General features: G+C 72.9%; 17 protein-coding genes, 1 pseudogene and 2 riboswitches. Of the genes and pseudogenes, 10 read left to right on the top strand and 8 right to left on the bottom strand.

What is annotated here, in order from left to right; all coding sequences use genetic code 11:
- Positions 1–178: 178 nt before the first annotated feature.
- Together OG417_RS30230 and OG417_RS30225 are read right to left on the bottom strand one after the other, a co-directional pair.
- Positions 179–2,635 carry a lysylphosphatidylglycerol synthase transmembrane domain-containing protein gene (locus OG417_RS30230; RefSeq protein WP_329235712.1) on the bottom strand — a complete coding sequence of 819 codons (2,457 nt, stop codon included), beginning with the start codon at positions 2,633–2,635 and terminating at the stop codon, positions 179–181.
- Positions 2,636–2,739: 104 nt separating this feature from the next.
- Positions 2,740–3,534, bottom strand: coding sequence for a TetR/AcrR family transcriptional regulator (locus tag OG417_RS30225; protein ID WP_329235710.1), 795 nt, complete (start codon positions 3,532–3,534; stop codon positions 2,740–2,742).
- Positions 3,535–3,641: 107 nt separating this feature from the next.
- Here OG417_RS30225 and OG417_RS30220 point away from each other — a divergent pair, with 107 nt between their 5' ends.
- The 3 genes from OG417_RS30220 (at position 3,642) to gcvP (ending at position 8,632) form a co-directional block, all read left to right on the top strand.
- Entirely contained in the window at positions 3,642–4,622 is a 981-nt protein-coding gene (locus tag OG417_RS30220; protein ID WP_329235707.1) for an ATP-binding cassette domain-containing protein, read from the top strand.
- The gene (locus tag OG417_RS30215; RefSeq protein ID WP_329235705.1) at positions 4,622–5,455 is read left to right on the top strand and encodes an ABC transporter permease; all 834 of its coding nucleotides are present in this window, start codon (positions 4,622–4,624) and stop codon (positions 5,453–5,455) included. Before OG417_RS30220 ends, OG417_RS30215 begins: the two co-directional genes overlap by 1 nt.
- 69 nt (positions 5,456–5,524) lie before the next feature.
- Positions 5,525–5,622, top strand: a riboswitch (glycine riboswitch).
- A riboswitch (glycine riboswitch) is annotated at positions 5,623–5,737 on the top strand. It begins immediately after the preceding riboswitch.
- A 54-nt stretch (positions 5,738–5,791) separates the two neighbouring features.
- Positions 5,792–8,632: an aminomethyl-transferring glycine dehydrogenase gene (gcvP, locus tag OG417_RS30210; protein ID WP_329235703.1), complete on the top strand. Its 2,841-nt coding sequence runs from the start codon at positions 5,792–5,794 to the stop codon at positions 8,630–8,632.
- A 49-nt stretch (positions 8,633–8,681) separates the two neighbouring features.
- On the opposite strand, the gene OG417_RS30205 is transcribed toward gcvP, so the two are convergent.
- A complete protein-coding gene (locus OG417_RS30205; RefSeq protein WP_329235701.1) occupies positions 8,682–9,089 on the bottom strand; it encodes a hypothetical protein in 408 nt (135 codons plus the stop codon).
- On the bottom strand, positions 9,067–9,270 hold the full coding sequence (locus OG417_RS30200; RefSeq protein ID WP_329235699.1) for a helix-turn-helix transcriptional regulator: 204 nt from the start codon (positions 9,268–9,270) through the stop codon (positions 9,067–9,069). Before OG417_RS30200 ends, OG417_RS30205 begins: the two co-directional genes overlap by 23 nt.
- A 246-nt stretch (positions 9,271–9,516) precedes the next feature.
- Here OG417_RS30200 and OG417_RS30195 point away from each other — a divergent pair, with 246 nt between their 5' ends.
- Entirely contained in the window at positions 9,517–10,647 is a 1,131-nt protein-coding gene (locus OG417_RS30195) for a tetratricopeptide repeat protein (RefSeq protein ID WP_329235697.1), read from the top strand.
- Between the two features lie 101 nt (positions 10,648–10,748).
- Here OG417_RS30195 and OG417_RS30190 read toward each other — a convergent pair whose 3' ends face one another.
- Positions 10,749–11,177, bottom strand: coding sequence for a PPOX class F420-dependent oxidoreductase (locus OG417_RS30190; protein WP_329235695.1), 429 nt, complete (start codon positions 11,175–11,177; stop codon positions 10,749–10,751).
- A gap of 76 nt (positions 11,178–11,253) precedes the next feature.
- Between OG417_RS30190 and OG417_RS30185 the strand changes: the two genes are divergently transcribed.
- Entirely contained in the window at positions 11,254–11,865 is a 612-nt protein-coding gene (locus tag OG417_RS30185) for an alpha/beta hydrolase family protein (RefSeq protein WP_329235693.1), read from the top strand.
- A 52-nt stretch (positions 11,866–11,917) separates the two neighbouring features.
- Here OG417_RS30185 and OG417_RS30180 read toward each other — a convergent pair whose 3' ends face one another.
- Positions 11,918–12,121 carry a DUF5999 family protein gene (locus OG417_RS30180; RefSeq protein ID WP_285623739.1) on the bottom strand — a complete coding sequence of 68 codons (204 nt, stop codon included), beginning with the start codon at positions 12,119–12,121 and terminating at the stop codon, positions 11,918–11,920.
- A 312-nt stretch (positions 12,122–12,433) separates the two neighbouring features.
- Here OG417_RS30180 and OG417_RS30175 point away from each other — a divergent pair.
- The 3 genes and pseudogenes from OG417_RS30175 to OG417_RS30165 all read left to right on the top strand — a co-directional run.
- A pseudogene (locus OG417_RS30175) lies at positions 12,434–13,120 on the top strand ((Fe-S)-binding protein); the annotation flags it as partial.
- Positions 13,121–13,455: 335 nt separating this feature from the next.
- The gene (locus tag OG417_RS30170; protein WP_329235691.1) at positions 13,456–14,604 is read left to right on the top strand and encodes a 4Fe-4S dicluster domain-containing protein; all 1,149 of its coding nucleotides are present in this window, start codon (positions 13,456–13,458) and stop codon (positions 14,602–14,604) included.
- 498 nt (positions 14,605–15,102) lie between these two features.
- Positions 15,103–15,690, top strand: coding sequence for a LutC/YkgG family protein (locus OG417_RS30165; RefSeq protein ID WP_329235689.1), 588 nt, complete (start codon positions 15,103–15,105; stop codon positions 15,688–15,690).
- A 73-nt stretch (positions 15,691–15,763) separates the two neighbouring features.
- Here OG417_RS30165 and OG417_RS30160 read toward each other — a convergent pair whose 3' ends face one another.
- Both OG417_RS30160 and OG417_RS30155 read right to left on the bottom strand, forming a co-directional pair.
- Complete coding sequence (locus OG417_RS30160; RefSeq protein ID WP_329235687.1) at positions 15,764–16,630, bottom strand: oxygenase MpaB family protein; 867 nt, start codon at positions 16,628–16,630, stop codon at positions 15,764–15,766.
- Positions 16,631–16,755: 125 nt separating this feature from the next.
- The gene (locus OG417_RS30155; protein WP_329235685.1) at positions 16,756–17,292 is read right to left on the bottom strand and encodes a TetR/AcrR family transcriptional regulator; all 537 of its coding nucleotides are present in this window, start codon (positions 17,290–17,292) and stop codon (positions 16,756–16,758) included.
- A 246-nt stretch (positions 17,293–17,538) separates the two neighbouring features.
- On the opposite strand from OG417_RS30155, the gene OG417_RS30150 reads away from it, so the two are divergent.
- A complete protein-coding gene (locus tag OG417_RS30150) occupies positions 17,539–17,949 on the top strand; it encodes a plectin (RefSeq protein WP_329235683.1) in 411 nt (136 codons plus the stop codon).
- A 319-nt stretch (positions 17,950–18,268) separates the two neighbouring features.
- Positions 18,269–18,895: a maleylpyruvate isomerase N-terminal domain-containing protein gene (locus OG417_RS30145; RefSeq protein WP_329235681.1), complete on the top strand. Its 627-nt coding sequence runs from the start codon at positions 18,269–18,271 to the stop codon at positions 18,893–18,895.
- The last annotated feature ends 46 nt before the right edge of the window (positions 18,896–18,941 follow it).

The following is an 18,941-nucleotide window of genomic DNA, read 5'->3' as shown; positions in this document are numbered from 1 at the left end:
GCCGCGACCCACTTCCGGCTCATCTCCTGAAACCGGCTCACGGTCGCCGTGCCCGCCACACTCGGCCTGTCTCCTGAGCGCCACGACGCCATACGAACCGGCTCGCCCCACGGGCTGACCCGCCGGAGCCACGAACCGCACGGCGCCGTACGCGCGGCGGTCTCCGTTTCCGGGCGCCTCAGATCGCCTCGGAACGCTGGAGATGGGTGAAGGCGGCCCAGCCGGGCAGGACCGGCAGCCAGAAGGTCAGCAGCCGGAACATCAGCACCGCCGACGTCGCCGTACCCGCCGGCAGGCCGGCCAGCGTCAGGCCCAGCGACAGGGCGCCCTCCACGGCCCCCAGGCCGCCCGGTGTCGGCGCCGCAGAGCCCAGCGCGTTGCCCGTCAGGAACACCACGGCGACCGTCGTGAAGCCCATCGACCCGCCGAACGCGCGAATCGAGGCGTCCAGGCAGACCACGAACGCCACGGTGAGCAGCAGCGTGCCCCCGATGCCCGTGGCGATCTTCTTCGGGGACTGCAGGACGTCCAGGAGCCGTGGCACGACCCCGGAGAACAGCGAGCGCGTCCGGGACGTGACGAGGCGGCGCAGCGGCCCGATCGAGAAGACGACGACGGCCAGTACGGCCGCCGCGAGCAGCGCAATGATGATCGTCCGTGAGGGCGGGAGCGAGGGCCCGGTGCCGCCGCTGCCCGTGACGTACCCGAACAGCAGGATCAGCAGCACGTGGCAGCCCATCCCGGTGAGCTGCGAGGCGCCGACGCTGGCCGCCGCCTGCCCCGCCGGGACGCCGGATTTCTGCAGGTAGCGCGTGTTCACCGCGATGCCGCCGACCGCCGCGGGCGCCACCAGCTTCACGAACGAGGCGGCGAGCTGGACCAGCACCGTACGCCACAGCCGCAGCCGCTCCGGCACGAAGCCGAGCAGCATGAACGCCGCCGCGAGATAGCTGAGCGCCGACGCCGCGAGCCCGACGCCGAACCAGCGCCAGTCCGCGTTCGAGACCAGGCCGGAGACGTCGACGTTGCCGAGCTGGGACAGCAGGATGTACGCGCCGACCATCCCGGCGATCACGCTGATCAGGGTGCGGGGGCTGAACCGGTCGAGCTGCGCGGGCTCGGCGGCGATCTCCGGGCGCAGGACGCGGATCTGTTCCCGCAGCGCGCTGAGCGACCGCTTGTCACGGCGCAGGGCGGTCCGGGTGCTCCGGGCCAGCACGACCTTCTGCAGCAGCGGAACCGCGGCGGCGAGGGCCTCGGGGCCGAGCACCGCCGCCGCCGTACGGACCGCGCGCTCCGGGCCGACGCGCAGGGCCACGTCGGTGAGCAGCTGGGCCAGGTCGATCCGCAGCGCGAGGTCACCGGCGGCCGTCTCGCCGGTGCGCAGGTCGGTGAGGTGAGGGCGGCCGTCCGCGGCGATGAGGACGCTCGCGGCGACCAGCCGGCGGTGGGCGAGCCGGTGCCGCTGGAGCAGGGCGAGCAGCCGCCAGACGTCGGCGAGCAGCGCGTCGGTCAGCTCCTCCTCGGGCAGCTCGTCGAGCGTGCGCCCGGGCACGTGCTCGTACGCCAGCAGCGCCGCCTCGCTGCCCACCTCCGAGGTGGCCAGCAGCCGCGGTGTGGCCGCGCCCGCCGCCGCCGTGGCGTACGCCATCAGTGACTCCTGCTCCAGCGACCGGCGCAGCGAACGGATCGTACGGCGCGGGGTGCCGCCGCGCAGCCGCGCGCGCCGCCACACCCGGTAGAGCAGCCCGGCGGTCTGCTGGTCGCGGTCGAGCACGGTCACGTCGACGCTGCGGCCGTCGGCGAGCGTGGCGCCGTAGCTGCGGAAGTCGTCATGATCGCCGGAGGTCCGCGCGGCGCGGACCGGCTCCAGGCCGACCCGCCGCAGCGCCGTCATCACCGCGCGGCCCGGCGGCCGCGTGTTGGGCGAACCGGCCGCGTACAGCGTGCCGTACCCGACGGCGCGCCCGATGACGTACGTCGTGACGAGTGCGAGCGGCGTGATGGCCCCGGCGGTGAGAGAGGCGATCGCGTCCAGGACGACGACCGCCCAGGTCACGACCTGCCAGCGCGTACGGCCGGACAGTCGTACGGCGGTGACGTAGGCGATGACCGGGGTGATGTCGATGTGCGCCGGGCCGGGGAACCAGCCGCCGTGCCGCTTCCACGTGAGGTACCACGCGAGGTCGCGCATGCCGGCGGCGGTCACCCAGGAGTCCACCGCCAGCGACACACCGAGGGCCAGGACCGCGGCGAGCACGCCGATCGCGATGCGCAGGCCGTCGCGGTGGATGACGCGTTCGACGCCGAAGGCGACCGGGACGGCGAGCACGACGATGCCGGAGGCGAGCCCGGCGAGGGTGAGGAGCAGGTGCGGCGCCTGCTCGGTGCCGTGCGTGATGTCGGAGGACAGGCCGGTGGTCGTCTGGCGGGCCACGTGGGCGAGCCCGAGGATCAGCGCGATGACGCCGACGGACACCAGGAACCGGAAGGCGTCGGCGGGCCGGCGGATGCGCGCCGGCAGCGAGGGCTCCTCGACCAGGGGATCGGCCGTGGTGCCGCCCGGGACTTCGCCGCGTGGCCGCGTCAGCATGTCACCGTCGTGCGGCCGGTCGGGGGATTCATTAGCGGGCACGAGGTGAATCTTCCCAGGCCGGCAGCTCGGTTATCTGCGGGATGTCCCCAGTGCCGCCTTCCGGGGTACGGAAGGGTGCCCTCGCGAGAGGCACCAGGGGAGCCTCAGATGCCGAGCCGTGCGGAGATGCCGTCGAGTACGCAGGTGAGGCCGAACTCGAACTGCCAGTCGGCGTCGTCCTCATTGGATCCCTCGACGATGTAACGGCTCAGCACCGGGTAGCGGCCCGACTCCAGCATCCACCGGACCCACGGCAGGTACGCCAGCCGTACGTCGTCCTCGGACTCCCAGCCCTTGCGCCGCAGGACCTCCCGCTGCGCCACCTCGGAGAAGACCGCGCCGCGCGCGAAGGCGCTCACCGCGCCGAACACCGCCATCATCGTGTCGACGTCGATATCGAGGCCGTCGACCGAGGTCAGGGCCTGCTCGGTGAGCGCGACGCTGTTGGGGGACAGGGCCATGGGGACACGGGTGAACGCCTGGATCGTCCATGGGTGGCGCAGGCTGACCGCGCGGAACTGGCGGGCGTACGCGTCGGCGACCTCGCGCCAGCCTCCCTCGGGCAGGGCGATCTCGGCCATCACCGCGTCGAGCATCAGCTCGTAGATCTCGTCCTTGCCGGTGACGTAGCGGTACAGGCTCATGGTGGCGACGCCCAGGCGTTCGGCGAGGTGCCGCATGGACACGGCGCCCAGCCCCTCGGCGTCGGCGATCTCGACCGCGGCGGCGGCGATCTGCTGATGCGTCAGCGCGGGCCGCGGGCCGCGGCCGGGACCCTCGAGGCGCTCCCAGAGCGTCGGCTTCTGCCGGCCTTGCGCCCGCTGCCTCTCGAACTCCTCGGCCACCTTGCGGAGCCGCTCGTCCCGCCCGTCGTCCGCGGGGTTCACCGCGTCAGTCATCCCGCCCTCACCCGACCAAACCTATCAGGGCTTGTACAACGTACGCAGAGCGCGTACGTTGTACACATCAAGCGTACGGGGTACACAGTAAGAGGGGAAGCGATGAGATGACGAGCTCGGAGCCGGCCATCTGGGCCGAGGGGCTGCGCAAGCGGTTCGGCCGGACGGAGGCCGTGCGCGGGGTCGACCTGGAGGTGCCCGAGGGCAGCGTCCTCGGCCTGCTCGGCCCGAACGGCGCCGGCAAGACCACGACCGTGCGGATCCTGTCGACGCTCACGCTGCCCGACGCCGGGCGGGCGCGGGTCGCGGGGTACGACGTGGTCCGCGAGGCCGACCAGGTGCGCTACCGCATCGGCCTGGCGGGCCAGCACGCCTCGATGGACGAGAAGCTGAGCGGGCGCGACAACCTGCGGCTCTTCGGGCGCCTTTACCGCCTGCCGGCCAAGGCCGCCCGGCGGCGCGCGGACGAGCTGCTCGAGCGGTTCGGCCTCGCCGAGGCCGGCGACCGCCTGGTCAAGACCTACTCCGGCGGCATGCGCCGCCGGATCGACCTGATCTCCAGCCTGATCACCGCGCCGCCCGTGCTCTTCCTGGACGAGCCGACGACCGGCCTGGACCCGCGCAGCCGGGGGGAGATCTGGGACACGATCCGCGAGCTGGTCGCCGACGGCGTGACCGTGCTGCTGACCACGCAGTACCTCGACGAGGCCGACCGGCTCGCCGACCGGATCGCGGTGGTCGACAGGGGCCAGGTGATCGCCTCGGGCACGCCCGACGAGCTGAAGGGTGAGATCGGCAGCCGTATCGACGTGGTCGTGTCCGACATGGCCGCGTTCGCGGACGCCATCGCGGTGCTGTCCCGCATCGGCGAGCCGGACACCGATCCGGAGTCCCGCCGGGTGAGCGTCCCCGTCCCCGCCGGCTCCCTCACCCTGCCCGCCGTCGTGCTCGAACTGGACCGCGCCGGCGTCGGGGTCGAGGACGTCACGCTGAGGCGCCCCACTCTCGATGAGGTGTTCCTGCGCCTCACCGGCCGGACCGAGGACCCCGAAGACGCCCGAGAGACCGAAGAGAGGGTGAGCGCCTGATGGCCCTCCACGCCCCCGCCGCGCCCACCGGCCGCCTCGGCCGGCTCCGCTGGACCCTCACCGACGGCCTCACCCTGGTGTGGCGCAATCTGCTCCAGCTGAGGTCCCAGCCCGGGGAGCTCGTCGGCGCTCTGGTCTTCCCGGCCGTGATGGTCGTGCTGTTCGGCTACGTCTTCGGCAGCGCGATCAAGGTCCCCGGCGGCGGTGACTACCGGGAGTACCTCATGCCCGGCCTGTTCGCGATGACCACGATGACCAGCTTCATGGCCACGATGGTCGGGGTGGCCACCGACTCCTCCAAGGGGGTCATGGACCGGTTCCGCTCGATGCCGATGGCCCGGTCGGCGGTGCCGTTCGGCCAGGTCGGCGGCGACATCATCGTCGGCCTCGCCGGCATGGTCATCATGGTCGGCTGCGGGCTGGCCGTCGGCTGGCGGATCCACGAGGGGCTGCCGCGGGCGCTCGCGGCGTTCGGCCTGCTCATCCTCCTGCGGTACGCGCTCTCGTGGGCCGGGGTGCTCTGCGGCCTGCTGGTGAAGAACGAGGAGACCGCCGACCAGATGGTCCCCCTGATCTTCCCGGTCTCGATGCTGTCGAACTCCTTCGTGCCGACCGCGGGCATGCCGGCCTGGCTGCGGGTGATCGCCGACTGGAACCCGGTGAGCGCGATGGTCGCCGCCTGCCGCGGCCTCTTCGGCAACCCGGGCGTCGTCACGGCGCACGCCGCCCTGCCGCTGCGGCATCCGGTCGCGGCGACGCTGATCTGGTGCGGCGTGCTGCTGGCGATCTTCGTCCCGCTGACCGTCCGCCGCTTCCGCACGCTGAACCGCTGACCTTTACGGTCGGTACTCCCCGCTCTTAACGTCGTGGCAATAAGCCTCCGGTAGGGTGGAGATCGCCGTCGAACCCGTGCGGGAGAGACCCCGGCGCAGCCAGCGCGGGGGCGCCGAAGGAGCAAACCTCCCCGGAACCTCTCAGGCAAAAGGACCGCGCGGGCGAGGCACCTCTGGAAAGCGGGACCCGGAGGCCGCACCGCCGGTCGCCGATCCTCACCGAAGGTGCAAGCCGCGCCCGTCGCGGCGAAGCTCTCAGGTTCAGGTGACAGAGGGGGAGACCGGCCACCGGGCGCGCCCGGTGGTGTTCGCGCCCCGACCCGCCTGGAGGCTCCCATGATCGAGGTTCCGTTCGCCGCCCGCCACATCGGACCCTCACCGGCCGAACGCGCCGCGATGGCCGAGGCCGCCGGGTACGCCGGCGTCGGCGCGCTCGTCGACGCGGCCGTGCCCGCCCGGATCCGCACCGGCCGCCCGCTCGACCTGCCGCCCGCGCTCAGCGAGGTGGAGGCGCTGGCGCGGCTGCGCGAGCTGGCGGCGCGTAACCAGGTCCTCACCTCGATGATCGGCCTCGGCTACCACGGCACGATCACCCCGGGCGTGATCCTGCGCAACGTGCTGGAGAACCCCGGCTGGTACACCGCCTACACGCCGTACCAGCCGGAGATCTCCCAGGGCCGGCTCGAGGCGCTGCTGAACTTCCAGACCATGGTGAGCGACCTGACCGGGCTGCCGGTGGCGAACGCCTCGCTGCTGGACGAGGGCACCGCCGCGGCGGAGGCGATGACGCTGGCGCACCGCGTCGCGCCGCGGGGGAGCGGCGACGTCTTCCTCGTCGACGCCGACGTGCTGCCGCAGACCGTCGAGGTGATCCGCACCCGCGCGGTGCCGCTGGGCATCGAGGTCGTCGCCGCCGACACGTCCGAGGGGCTGCCGGAGGGCGACTTCTTCGGCGTGCTGCTGCAGTACCCGGGGGCGAGCGGCGCCGTACGCGACCTGTCCGGCCTCACCGAGGCGGCGCACGGGCGCGGCGCCCAGGTCGTGGTCGCCGCCGACCTGCTCGCCCTGACGCTGCTCCGGCCGCCGGGGGAGTTCGGCGCCGACATCGCGGTGGGCACCACGCAGCGCTTCGGCGTGCCGTACGGCTTCGGCGGCCCGCACGCCGGCTACATGTCGGTGCGCGACGGCATCCAGCGCCAGCTCCCCGGGCGGCTCGTCGGGGTCTCGCTCGACGCCGACGGCGGGCAGGCGTACCGGCTCGCGCTGCAGACGCGAGAGCAGCACATCCGCCGCGAGAAGGCCACCAGCAACATCTGCACCGCCCAGGTGCTGCTCGCCGTGATGGCGAGCATGTACGCGGTCTACCACGGTCCCGAGGGCCTGAAGGGCATCGCCGAGCGGGTGCACGGCCACGCGGCGCGCCTCGCCGCCGGCCTGCGCCGGCAGGGCGTCGAGGTCGTGCACGACCGCTTCTTCGACACGGTGCTGGCCCGGGTCCCCGGCCGGGCCGATGAGGTCGTACGCCGGGCGCTCGACCTCGGGATCAACCTGCGCCGGGTGGACGCCGACCAGGTCGGTGTCGCCTGTGACGAGACGACCACGGGCGATCACGTCACGCGGGTCCTGCGGGCGTTCGGCGGCGCGGAGGACGAGGCCGCCGACGCGGCCGGGGACGGGTTCCCGCCGGCCCTGCGGCGGGAGAGCGAGTTCCTGACCCACCCGGTGTTCCACGCGCACCGGTCGGAGACGGCGATGCTGCGCTACCTGCGCCGCCTGCAGGACAAGGACATCGCGCTGGACCGCTCGATGATCCCGCTCGGCTCCTGCACGATGAAGCTGAACGCCACGACCGAGATGGAGCCGATCACCTGGCCGGAGTTCGCGCAGATCCACCCGTTCGCCCCGCTGGAGCAGGCGCAGGGGTACGTCGAGATGATCGGCGAGCTCGAGTCGTGGCTGGCCGAGATCACCGGGTACGCCAAGGTGTCGGTGCAGCCCAACGCGGGCTCGCAGGGGGAGCTGGCCGGCCTGCTCGCCGTCCACGGCTACCACGCCTCACGCGGTGAGAGCCACCGGAACGTCTGCCTGATCCCGTCCTCGGCGCACGGCACGAACGCCGCCAGCGCGGTGATGGCCGGGATGCGGGTGGTCGTGGTGAAGAGCACCGAGAGCGGTGACATCGACCTCGACGATCTGCACGCCAAGATCGACAAGCACCGCGACGCCCTCGCCGCGATCATGGTGACATACCCCTCGACGCACGGCATCTACGAGGAGACGATCACCGAGGTCTGCGAGAGCGTGCACGAGGCGGGCGGCCAGGTCTACGTCGACGGCGCCAACCTCAACGCCCTCGTCGGGCTGGCACGCCTGGGGGAGTTCGGCGCCGACGTGTCGCACCTGAACCTCCACAAGACCTTCTGCATCCCGCACGGCGGCGGCGGGCCGGGCGTCGGCCCGGTGGGCGTGCGCGAGCACCTCGTGCCCTTCCTGCCGAACCACCCGCTGCGGCCCGAGGCCGGTCCGGAGACCGGCAGCGGCCCGATCTCCGCGGCCCCGTGGGGCTCGGCGGGCATCCTGCCGATCTCGTGGGCCTACATCGCGATGATGGGCGCCGACGGGCTGCGCGAGGCGACCGAGGCGGCGGTGCTGGCCGCCAACTACGTCGCCAAGCGGCTCGACGGCCACTACCCGGTGCTCTTCACCGGCCGGGGCGGCCTCGTCGCCCACGAGTGCATCATCGACATCCGGAAGATCACCAAGGAGACCAAGGTCACCGCCGAGGACGTCGCCAAGCGGCTCATCGACTACGGCATCCACGCCCCCACCCTCGCCTTCCCGGTGGCCGGCACGCTGATGATCGAGCCGACCGAGAGCGAGGACCGCGCCGAGCTCGACCGCTTCTGCGACGCGATGATCGAGATCCGGCGGGAGATCGAGCGGGTCGCCGCCGGCGACTACGACGCCGACGACAACCCGCTCAAGAACGCCCCGCACACCGCGGCGGCGCTGCTGACCACCGACTGGAAGCACTCCTACACCCGCGAGGAGGCGGCCTACCCGCTCCCGTCGCTGCGGGAGAACAAGTACTGGCCGCCGGTGCGCCGCATCGACCAGGCCTACGGCGACCGCAACCTCGTCTGCGCCTGCCCGCCGCCGGAGGCCTTCGAGTCCTGACCCCGTACGGGCGTCCGGGCCGGTCGCGGCCCGGACCCCCTGTGCGGCGTCAGCGGCGCCGCGACTCGTACGCGATCGAGACGATGAACACGAAGCCGCCGACGCCGGAGACCACGCCCCACGCGCCGGGGTCGGCGCCGCGCGCGAGCTGGACGAAGAGCATGATCACCGAGAGGACCATCAGGGCGTACAGGGTGGTCGCGGCCGCCCTCGTCGTGATCAGGGCGCGACGTTCGTCCGGGGCGTCCTCGCGGAGCAGGGCGACCGCCTCGCTGCGCCGCGAGAAGATCACCAGCACGAGCGCGTACGCGAGCATCACGCCCGCGCCGATCACGGCCGCGATCGGACGGTGGTGGGCCAGGAAGACGGCGGCGTAACCGGCGCCGGCCACGACACACAGTCCCGGCACCAGCCAGCGCCGTGTGCGGGCGGCCTCATGACCTCTCATCGTCGACATGGAAGACCTCCTCGACGGTCCTGCCGAAATAACGGGCCATGCGGATCGCGAGCGGGAGGGAAGGGTCGTACCGGCCCTGCTCGATCGCGTTGATCGTCTGACGGGACACGCCGAGGGCCTGCCCGAGCGCCTGCTGCGACAGGCCCTTCGCGGCCCGCAGCTCCCGCACGTCGTTCCGCATGCTGTAAAGCTCCTTTGACGTTCGCTATGGAAAGTATGCTTTACATGGTCGAAATGTCAAGGACGCTTTCCATTGGCCCGAGCCGGACATCACGGTCACGCTGCGGGACGGGGCGGCCCGAATCCCGTTAGGCTCATCCCACACGCCGCCTACCCCCAAGGGCACGGAGATGAGTGCGAGCGACGCCTGCGAGGCGCCGATGAGGACGTCCGGTGACGGGTTCCCCCGTGGCCGCGGGAGCACGTCATGACGACCCCGCCGGAGGAGACGGCCGCGCAGCCGTCGACCCGGCTCGACGAGGCGCGCGCGCACGCTGAGGGCGGCCGGCTCGACGACGCCGCCACGCTGTTCCGCCAGGTGCTGGAGACCGGCGGCACCACCGAGCGCGCGCAGGCGGCCCTCGGGCTCGCCGTGGTGCTCGAGAGCGGCGGTGACCTCGACGGCGCCCGCGAGGCCGACCGGGTCGCGATCGGCACCAAGGACCCGGAGTACGGCGCGCGCGCCGCGTACCACCTGGCGCTGTCGTGGGAGCGCTCCGGCGACCGCGACCGGGCGCGCGAGGCCTGGCACACGGTGGTCGACTTCGCCAACCCCGCCTACCTGCCGCCCGCCTGCCTGGCGCTCGCGCAGATCGCCGACGAGGAGGGCGACGCCGCGCAGGCCTGCGAGTGGTGGGAGCGCGCCATCGCCACCCGCGACCCGCGCTACGCCCCGGCCGCCGCGCACGACCTCGCACTGCGGCTGCTCGACTGGGGCGAGCCCGCCCGCGCCCAGCGCGCCCTCGACGGGGCGATGGAGGTCCTCGACCGCAAGCGCGACCGGCAGGCGCACGCGCGCCTCGCGGTGAGCCTCGGCATCGCCCACCTGGAGCAGGCGATCGCCGCGTTCGGCAGCGTCACCCCGACCGAGGACTCCGACCCGGAGGTCGTGCCGCTGGCGATCGAGCTGCTGGCCCGCACGCTTCCGCTGCGAGGCCGCGACGAGGCGGCCCAGGAGGTGTGGCGCCGCGGGCTGGACGACCCGGCGCTGGGCGAGCACGTACGCGCCCGGCTGCGGCGCACGTTCGCCACCGACGGCGGCGAGCACCTGTGGTGGGAGGACGACATCGAGGCCGCGCTGCGGGCCGGCGCCCTCCCGCTGCTGACCGGCGAGGCGTTCGGCGCGCTCGACCACATGTACGCCATCGCCGCCATGCGCCACGGCGAAGGCCCCGAGGGGCTGCCCGCCGAGATCTACGACCTGCTCGGCCAGCTCGTCCGGGTGCCGGAGGACTACGCCTGGGGCGAGGCGCTGAAGGAGAGCTTCGCCGAACGCCTGCGACAGGTCATGGGCCCGGACACGCCGATACCACCCCCGAGGTGGCCCGGCGACGAGTGAGCCGATGAGCGCGAAGGTCGCTCGTCGGCTCACCGTGCGTGTCGAATGATCGCGCTCGCCTCCTCACTGACCGCTCGTCCTCACCGGCCGCCTCATCGCTGTCAGTCGGCGATGTCGCTCACCGCCACGACCTTCTCGATGCGTACGCGGACGAGGTATTCGCCCGGTACGCCGTTGCGCGCGCCGTACTCCTCGGCGTGCTCGGCGCCCATGTAGCGGCCGCCGAGGCGGGTCGCCCACCGGCGGACCTCGTCCACGTCCGTGGAGAGCGTCGCGCGTCCCCACAGCGACACGAACGAGAACGGCGGCGTGTCGTCGTCCACGCACACGCAGATCCGCGGGTCGCGCAGCAGCGCGCGCCCCTTGACGCTCGACTCCGCGGTGTTGAACACCAGGTCGTCCCCGTCGAGCAGGAACCAGATGGGCGTCACGTGGGGTGTTCCGTCGGCGCCTGTCACCGAGGCCTTCCCGGTACGGGTGCCGCTCGAGACGAACTCCCGCCACTCGGCCGTGCTCATCGTCTTCGCCATGATCAGATCATCGCCCGTCGCCGCCCGGGACACACCGGCGAGGGGGCGTCGGCGCCGGTGGAGTACGGTGCGTGCCATGAAGCCGACGTGGGAGGTGGCGACGCCGGCGGGGCCGGCCGAGGTCACGCTGGACGAGGTGGTGGACCCGGCGTTCCTGCTGGTGCTGACCCACGGGTCGAACGGCGGGCTGGACGCGCCGGACCTGCGGGCGGTCCGCGCCGAGGCGCTGCGCCTGGGCGGTGCCGTGGCCGGGATCCTGCAGCCGTTCCGCGTGGCGGGGAGGCGTGCGCCCGGGTCGGCGGCCCGCCAGGACGAGGCCTGGCTGACGGTCGTCGAGACGCTGCGGGAGCGGTACGGCGACGTGCCGCTGATTCAGTGCGGGCGGAGCAACGGCGCCCGCGTGGCGTGCCGTACGGCGCTGAAGGCCGGGGCGCGCGGGGTGATCGCGCTGGCGTTCCCGCTGCACCCGCCGTCGAACCCGGCCAGGTCGCGCGCAGGGGAGCTGCGCGACGCGGGGGTGGAGGTCGTGGTCGTCAACGGTGACCGTGATCCGTTCGGTGTGCCGGATCCGGCCGACGCCACGGAGGTGCGTGTCATGCCGGGTGAACGGCACGATCTTTCCCGGACCCCGTCGGCGGTCGGCGAGGTCGCGGCCGAATGGCTCGGCCGGTGGAGCGGTCGAAGCTGAATCCCCCGAGGATGATCACTCGAAAGAACTAGTCCCCCGTGTGAGGAACGCGTCAGGCCGCCGACGGAGCAGGAAGATCCGTCGGGCGGTGTGGAGCGATGATCTCCCCGTCGGGAAGCAGCTCACCGGTGTCCTCGAACAGCACGATGCCGTTGCACAGCAGGCTCCACCCCTGCTCGGGGTGGCACGTGACGGTGCGGGCGGCCTCGCGGTCGCGTGCCGTCGCTTCGGGACAAGGCGGCTGGTGTTGGCACATGGTTCGTGCCTCCGGTCTTCAACTACTGGGGTGGTCTGTCTGGGTGTCTCTACGCAGTGAGACGTTGTCAAGTGTGCTGTGGTTCACCTTCATGGCGACATAGCACGGCCGGGCGGTTTTCCAGTTGGCCTGATCGCCTCCCGGTACTCACCGGTGACACAGATCACTTTACGGGTTATCGGCCCACACTCGCATCAATAACGGCCAAAGAACAACTCTTGGTGCAGAGCGCGACTGTGTTCGGGTTTCCATGATCAGGCTTGAACCTCCGTCCTAGGATGCTGTACTGCGTCGGAGGGAAGGGGAGCCCACGTGCGCATCGCCGTGTTCGTCACGTGCTGGGGGGATGCGCTTTTTCCCGCCACTGGACGGGCCGTCGTACGGCTGCTCGAGCATCTCGGGCACGAGGTCGTCTTCGACCCTGCCCAGACCTGCTGCGGGCACATGCACTGGACGGCCGGATACCATCCGGAAGCCACCGCGCTGGCCCGCCGCCTCACCGAGGTGTTCACCGGTCACGACGTGATCGTGACTCCGTCCGCCTCGTGCGCCGCGACCGTGCGCACCGCCTACCCGCGGATGGATCCGGCGCTCGCCGGCTTACCGGTCTACGAGCTGTCCGAGCTGCTCGTCGACGTCCTGGGCGTCACCGACGTCGGCGCGCGCTACCCGCACCGGGTGACCTACCAGCCGACCTGCCACTCGCTGCGGGCCCTCGGCCTCGGCGACCGGCCGCTCCGGCTGCTGCGCGCGGTCCGCGACCTGGAGCTGGCCGACCTGCCCGAGGCGGGGGAGTGCTGCGGTTTCGGCGGGGCCTTCGCCGTGAAGAACGCCGACACCTCGGTCGCGATGGTCGCCGACAAGATCGCGCGGATCCACGAGACCGGCGCCGAGGTCGTGTGCGCCGCCGACGACTCCTGCCTCACCCATCTCGGCGGCGCGCTGTCGCGGCTGCGCAGCGGGGTGCGCGCGGTGCACCTCGCCGAGATCCTCGCCTCCGGACTGGGCGCGGCCGAGCCCGCGCGGACTCCCGGCGACGCCGGACGCATGACCGGCACCGCGCCGCGATCGGACACGCCACGGAGGGAGACGCGGCGTTCGGATGCGCGGCGTTCGGATGCGCCGGGGTCGGACGTGCTGCGGTCGGAGGTGTCGGGGTCGGACGTGCTGCGGTCGGAGGTGTCGGGGTCGGACGTGCTGCGGTCGGAGGTGTCGGGGTCGGACGTGCTGCGGTCGGAGGTGTCGGGGCCGGACGTGTCGGGGCCGGACGTGTCGGGGCCGGACAAGCCGCGATCGGACGTGCCGGGGCCGGACGTGCCGCGATCGGACGCACCGTGAGGTTCTCCGACGCGGCGCGCCCCGAGCTCGGCGATCCCGGCGCGCGACGCCGGCGAAGGCGGGCCGCCGCCGAGGCGCGGGCGCGCCGCGCGGACGCCGTCGGCGGATTTGCCGCCTGGGAGGCGCTGCGCGAGGCCGGCGCCGCGATCCGCGAGCGTACGCTCCGCGAGCTCGGCGCCCACCTGGAGACACTGGAGGCCGCCGTCGAGGAGGAGGGCGGGCACGTCCACTGGGCGCGTGACGCCGCCGAGGCCCGCCGGATCATCGGCGGCCTGCTTCCGGACGACGCTCCGGCCGCCCTGGTCCGCTCCGACGTCACCGACGAGATCGGGCTCGACGGCGCGGAACCCGGCCCGCACAGCAAGGCCGCGGTCGTCGGCGCCGGCTTCCTGGTGGCCGAGACCGGCACGCTGGTCGTCGCCGACCGGGGCGACGGCCTGACCTTCCCCGGCACGCTCGTGGTCGTGGCCGGTATCGAGGACGTCGTCCCCGACTGGACCGACCTGGAGGTGCTGCTCCAGCTCGTGTCGCGGGCGGGCGCGGGCGTGCCGATGCGGCCCGCGATCGCCACGCTCACGGGCGACTTCGCGCTGGTGCTGCTCGACAACGGCCGCACCACGGTCCTCGCCGACCCCGACGGGCGGGCGGCCCTGCGGTGCGTCCACTGTTCGGCCTGCAGCGACGTCTGCCCCGTCTTCCAGCGCACCGGCCCGCGACCGTACGGCCCGGACCGCGCGGGTCCGATCGGCGCCGTGCTCACCCCGCAGATACGGGGCGTCGAGGCGCCGCTGGGCGCGTCACTGCCGTTCGCCTCGACGCTCTGCGGTGCCTGCGCCGACGTCTGCCCGGTGAAGATCGACATCCCGGCGATGCTCGTGCACCTGCGGGGCCGGGTCGTCGACGCGCGGCGCGGCCGACCGGTGCCGCCGCCGGAGATGCTCCTGATGCGCGGCCTCGCCTGGAGCATGGGCGACCAGCGCCGCTACGAGCACACGCTCGTACGCCGGGCACGGTGGGCGCGCCTGCTCGCCCGCGACGGGCGGATCCGCCGGCTGCCCGGCCTGTTCGGCAAGTGGACCGACGCCCGGGACCTGCCCTCGCCGCCAAGGCAGAGCTTCCGCGCCTGGTGGCGGCGCCGGAGATGAGTGAGCGCAGCGAGCGAACCAACGAGCGCGGTGGCCCCGGCCGCCGGCCGGCGCGGCGACGGACCCGGCCGATTCCCGCGCCCGCCTCGCACGCGCGAGGCGCGCCTGCGGCCGCTTCCTCCGGTGGGGGAGGCGCAGTGAGTGCGTGCTGCGGGTGGATTGGCATGCGCAGTGTGCCTGCGGTCATTTCCTCCAGCGGAGGTGGCGTGGCGGGTGCGCGCTGTGGGCGGGTCGGCATGCGGAGTGTGCCTGCGGTCGATTCCTCCGGCCGAGGTGGCGTGGCGGGTGCGCGCTGTGGGCGGGTCGGCATGCGGAGTGTGCCTGCGGTCGATTCCTCCAGCGGAGGTGGCGTGGCGGGTGCGCGCTGTGGGCGGGTCGGCATGCGGAGTGTGCCTGCGGTCGATTCCTCCGGCCGAGGTGGCGTGGCGGGTGCGCGCTGTGGGCGGATTGGCATGTGGCGTGGGCCCGTGGTCGCCGCCTGCGGCGGAGGAGGACGCCGTGGGCGCGCGTGAGGAGATCCTGCGGCGCGTGCGGGCCGCGTTCCCCGGAGGGGACGACGGGGACGTGCGCGTGCCGCGTGGCTACCGGCGGCGCGTTCCGGTGCCGCGCGGAGACGTGATCGCGCTGTTCGGCGAGCGCGTCGCGGACCGGCGGGCCGCCGTGCGTCACGTGGCCTTCGACGAGCTGGCGGTGGCGATGGCGGCGATGCTCTGGGCGCGTGAGGCCAAGCGCGTCGCGGTCCCCGCCGATCTGCCACGCGGTTGGCTGCCGGGCCTGGAGGGCGTGCGCCCGCTCGCCGACGACCCGCCGCTCGACCCGGCGGCGCTCGCCGAGGCGGACGGCGTGGTCACCGGCTGCGCGCTCGCCATCGCCGAGACCGGCACCGTGGTCCTCGACGGCGGGCGCGCACAGGGACGCCGCGCGCTGACGCTCATCCCGCGTCACCACCTGTGCGTGGTGCACGCCGACCAGATCGTGCACACCGTGCCCGAGGCCGTCCGCCGCCTCGACCCGTACCATCCGCTGAGCTGGATCAGCGGACCGCCCGCCGGACGCACGCTGGAGATCCTCGTGGTGGAGGACTGAGAGCCCGCGGAGAGGAACCGCGTCACCGCGCGAAAGGCGACCGCGCGGCGCTCGTCGCTCGCGCGAGCGGTGATCAGCCGGTGCGTGCGGCGCGTTCGCGGATCCAGGCCGGGCCGATCTCCTCCAGCGTGTAGCCGTTCCGGTACGTGCGCGGGCGGGGTCTCTTCGGCAGCGACTCCGGGCGCGCCGGCATCAGCCGGACCAGCAGCGCGCGGGCCCGCAGCGCCCGGTCGGCGGCGGTCTCCAGCGCGTGTGGCGAGCGGTGCAGGCCCAGCGCCTCCCGCAGCGGCGCGTCGGTCATCGCGATCACGCCGCGGCGCGCGAAGGGCCGCGCGAAGGCGGGGAACCAGCCCTGGAAGATGGCGATCGTCGCCTCGGCCACGCGGCGGCTCGGCTCGTTGAAGGCGTAGTGTTCGCGCTCGTAGCCGTCGAGCAGCGCGGCGAACTCCTCGTAGGTCTCCGGGATGTTCTTCAGGCCCATGAGGCGGCCCATGTGCCGGAAGGTGTTGACCGTCGCCCGCACCTCGTGCCGGCTGTACGGCCGCCAGCCGTACCGGGAGATCCACCGCACCGGCACGACGACGAAGGTCGACAGGACGTAGAGGAAGTCGTCGTTGCTGATCGGGTACCGGCCGTGGATCCGGTTCATGTGCCGGATCGCCGCCCGTCCTCGCGGGGAGTCCATGCCGCCGTCGCGTGTCATCTCGTACAGCAGGACGACGGTGTCGTCGTAGCGCTTCTGGCCATGGTCGGCGAACTCGCGCGTCCGGTCGAGCAGTCCGCCGATGGACGGCACGGCGTACGTGCGGAAGAGCGCGAGTTCGAGCGCGCGGGTCACGTCCCAGGGGAATTCGTACTCGGTGCTGATCCGGTAGATCTCCTGGTAGTCGCTCTCGGGGTCGAGCCGCTGTATCTGCCGGAGCCGGGAGTAGCGGGCCATGCAGCCCTCCGGGGGGTAAGAGGTCGCTTACAAGGGATCGGCGCGAGCATCGTACGGGACGGGCGGGTCCCGTGCTGTGGCAGGGCTCACAGTGACCGGGCGACCCCGGCAGTGAGGGATGGCGGTCAGGCGATCGCGGCGAGAATCCCGTCCAGGCCCGCCTGGAACCGGCCGTCCCGGTCGACGTCCGGCGCCGTCTCGGCGGCCTGCTCGCGCGCGTCGAGGGCGACCGTGCCGAGGAGGTAGCCGAGGAGGGTGTGGGCGCCGACCGCCGCCTCGGCCTCGGTGCGCCCGGCGGTGCGCAGCAGGTCCTGGACGGACTGGGTGGTGGCCATGAGCGCTCCGGGGTTGCGGCGGGTCACGATGAGCGGCATCACGCCGATGTGCTGGAGGAGCCGGTCGCGGTAGCCGCCGGCCCACGCGCGCAGCCGGTCGCGCACGTCGCCGGCGCCGGGCGGCACCGGATGTGCGGCCACGTACGCGATCAGCTGCTCGAGCAGCTGTTCCTTGCCGTGGGGGAGATGGTGGTAGATCGCCATCGCCTCGACCTCCAGGGCGTCGCCGAGGCGGCGCATCGTGAGGCGGCCGAGCCCCTGGCCGTCGATGAGATGGAGCGCGGACTCGATGATGCGCTCACGGGTGAGCGGCGGTCGCTGCGACATGATCATACCTTACTATGTAAAGGCGGCGGCCGGGAAGTGTCTCCACCGCGTGTCACCCCTCGCCACCCTCTACCCTTGGCTCGGACAGCAACCAAGGAAGGAGCGCCCTCATGAGCCAACGCGACGAGCGAATCGAGAAAACGAGCCTGAGGAACACTCCTCCGACGAAGGAGGGCTCGTGAGAGAGCGGAGCGAGCGAACCAGGAACACGCGCCTGAGGAACACTCCTCCGACGAAGGAGGGCTCATGAGCCTCGGGCGCAAGATGGGCGCGGAGGTCGCCGAGCGCTACGCCGCAGACAAGGAGCTCGCCGCCGGCCTGCGCGACAGGCTCGCCGACGCGCAGGAGGCCGAGAGCCGTCTCCGCTCCGCCCAGGCCGAGCACCGGCCGTACGACGAGGTGCGCCGGCTCGCCATCGCCTACGACCGCGCACTGTTCGACGCGCTGGCCGCCGCGAACGCCGCCGAGCGCGTCGCGATGGGGCCCAAGACCTATGAGTTCGGCGACGCCGCGCAGCGTCGCGGCGCGCAGATCGCCGCGCGCCGTGCGCGGGCCAAGCCGTCGGTGCGGCCGTACACCGACGAGGCCGACCGGTTGCGGTCGCTGCGCGAGGCGCACAAGCTGAGCTTCCGCACCAGCCCGTCGATCGCGAGCTGAGCCCGGCCGTCTCGTAGATCGTTCGCTTGCATCCGGTCATCAGCACGGTGACCTGACGGCGGGCCGCGGTTCCGCTGGGCACACTTGGCGCAGACGTTGATCGTCTCGTGCGCTCGTGCCCGTGGAGCCGCGACCGGCCGCGGCCATCGAACGCTTTCGCGTGGGGGGTGGCGCGACCAGCGTGAACACGGCGCACCGAAGTGGCACGGGCCGTCCAACTCTGAGAATCTACCGACTCAGAGAATCGTCGTGGGCCACAGCGCCCGGTCCGCTCGCGGCGAAGCGAGTCAGTGGGAAGTGCTCTGTCCGGGGGGATCACGTGGAGCGCACGCCGCCAGATCGGCGCGACCTTCTGCGCGCGTGCAGAGAGGGCGTCGTCGCGATCTGTGAGCTGGCCGCGCACTTCTCCGACTGGTCCGTGCCCACGCCGTGCCGCGAGTGGGAGGCCATCGACCTGGCCGGCCATCTTCGCTGTGTGGCGGAGAACTTCCACGAGTACCTCAACGACGCTCCGTCCAGCCGGCTGTCCCGGCTGTTCGCCCAGGACGCTCCCGCGGCCCTTCTCGTACGCCAGCTGTCCCGGCAGAACGCCGCGGAGCTGGCCGTGCTGCCCCCCGCCACGGGCCGCGAGCACATCGTCGCGTTCGCCATCTCGGCCGAGGCGTACGCCGACCGGCTGCCGGACGTGTGGGACGAGCCGTACCTCGCCTACCGCGGCACCAAGCTGACGGCGGGCGACTACGCCGGGGCGGTGTGCGTCGAGTGGCACCTGCACGCCTGGGACCTCGCCCGCGCCCTCGACAAGGATCACCGCCCCAGCCGGCCCGACGTCATCGAGGCCGCCTGGCGTACGGGCGTGCCCCACCTGCCCGCACCGGCCGGGGGAGACCGCTGGGAGGCCGTCCTGCGCGCCTCCGGCCGGGCTCCCGACTGGCAGCCCGCCTGACACCTCCTGTCAGCGCGGCGTAGGCGCGCCTCCTCGATCGATCAGC

Source organism: Actinoallomurus sp. NBC_01490, assembly GCF_036227085.1.
Taxonomy (GTDB): Bacteria; Actinomycetota; Actinomycetes; order Streptosporangiales; family Streptosporangiaceae; genus Actinoallomurus; species Actinoallomurus oryzae.
Note: the sequence above shows the minus strand (reverse complement) of the source record. Positions and strands in the feature narration are given on the sequence as shown.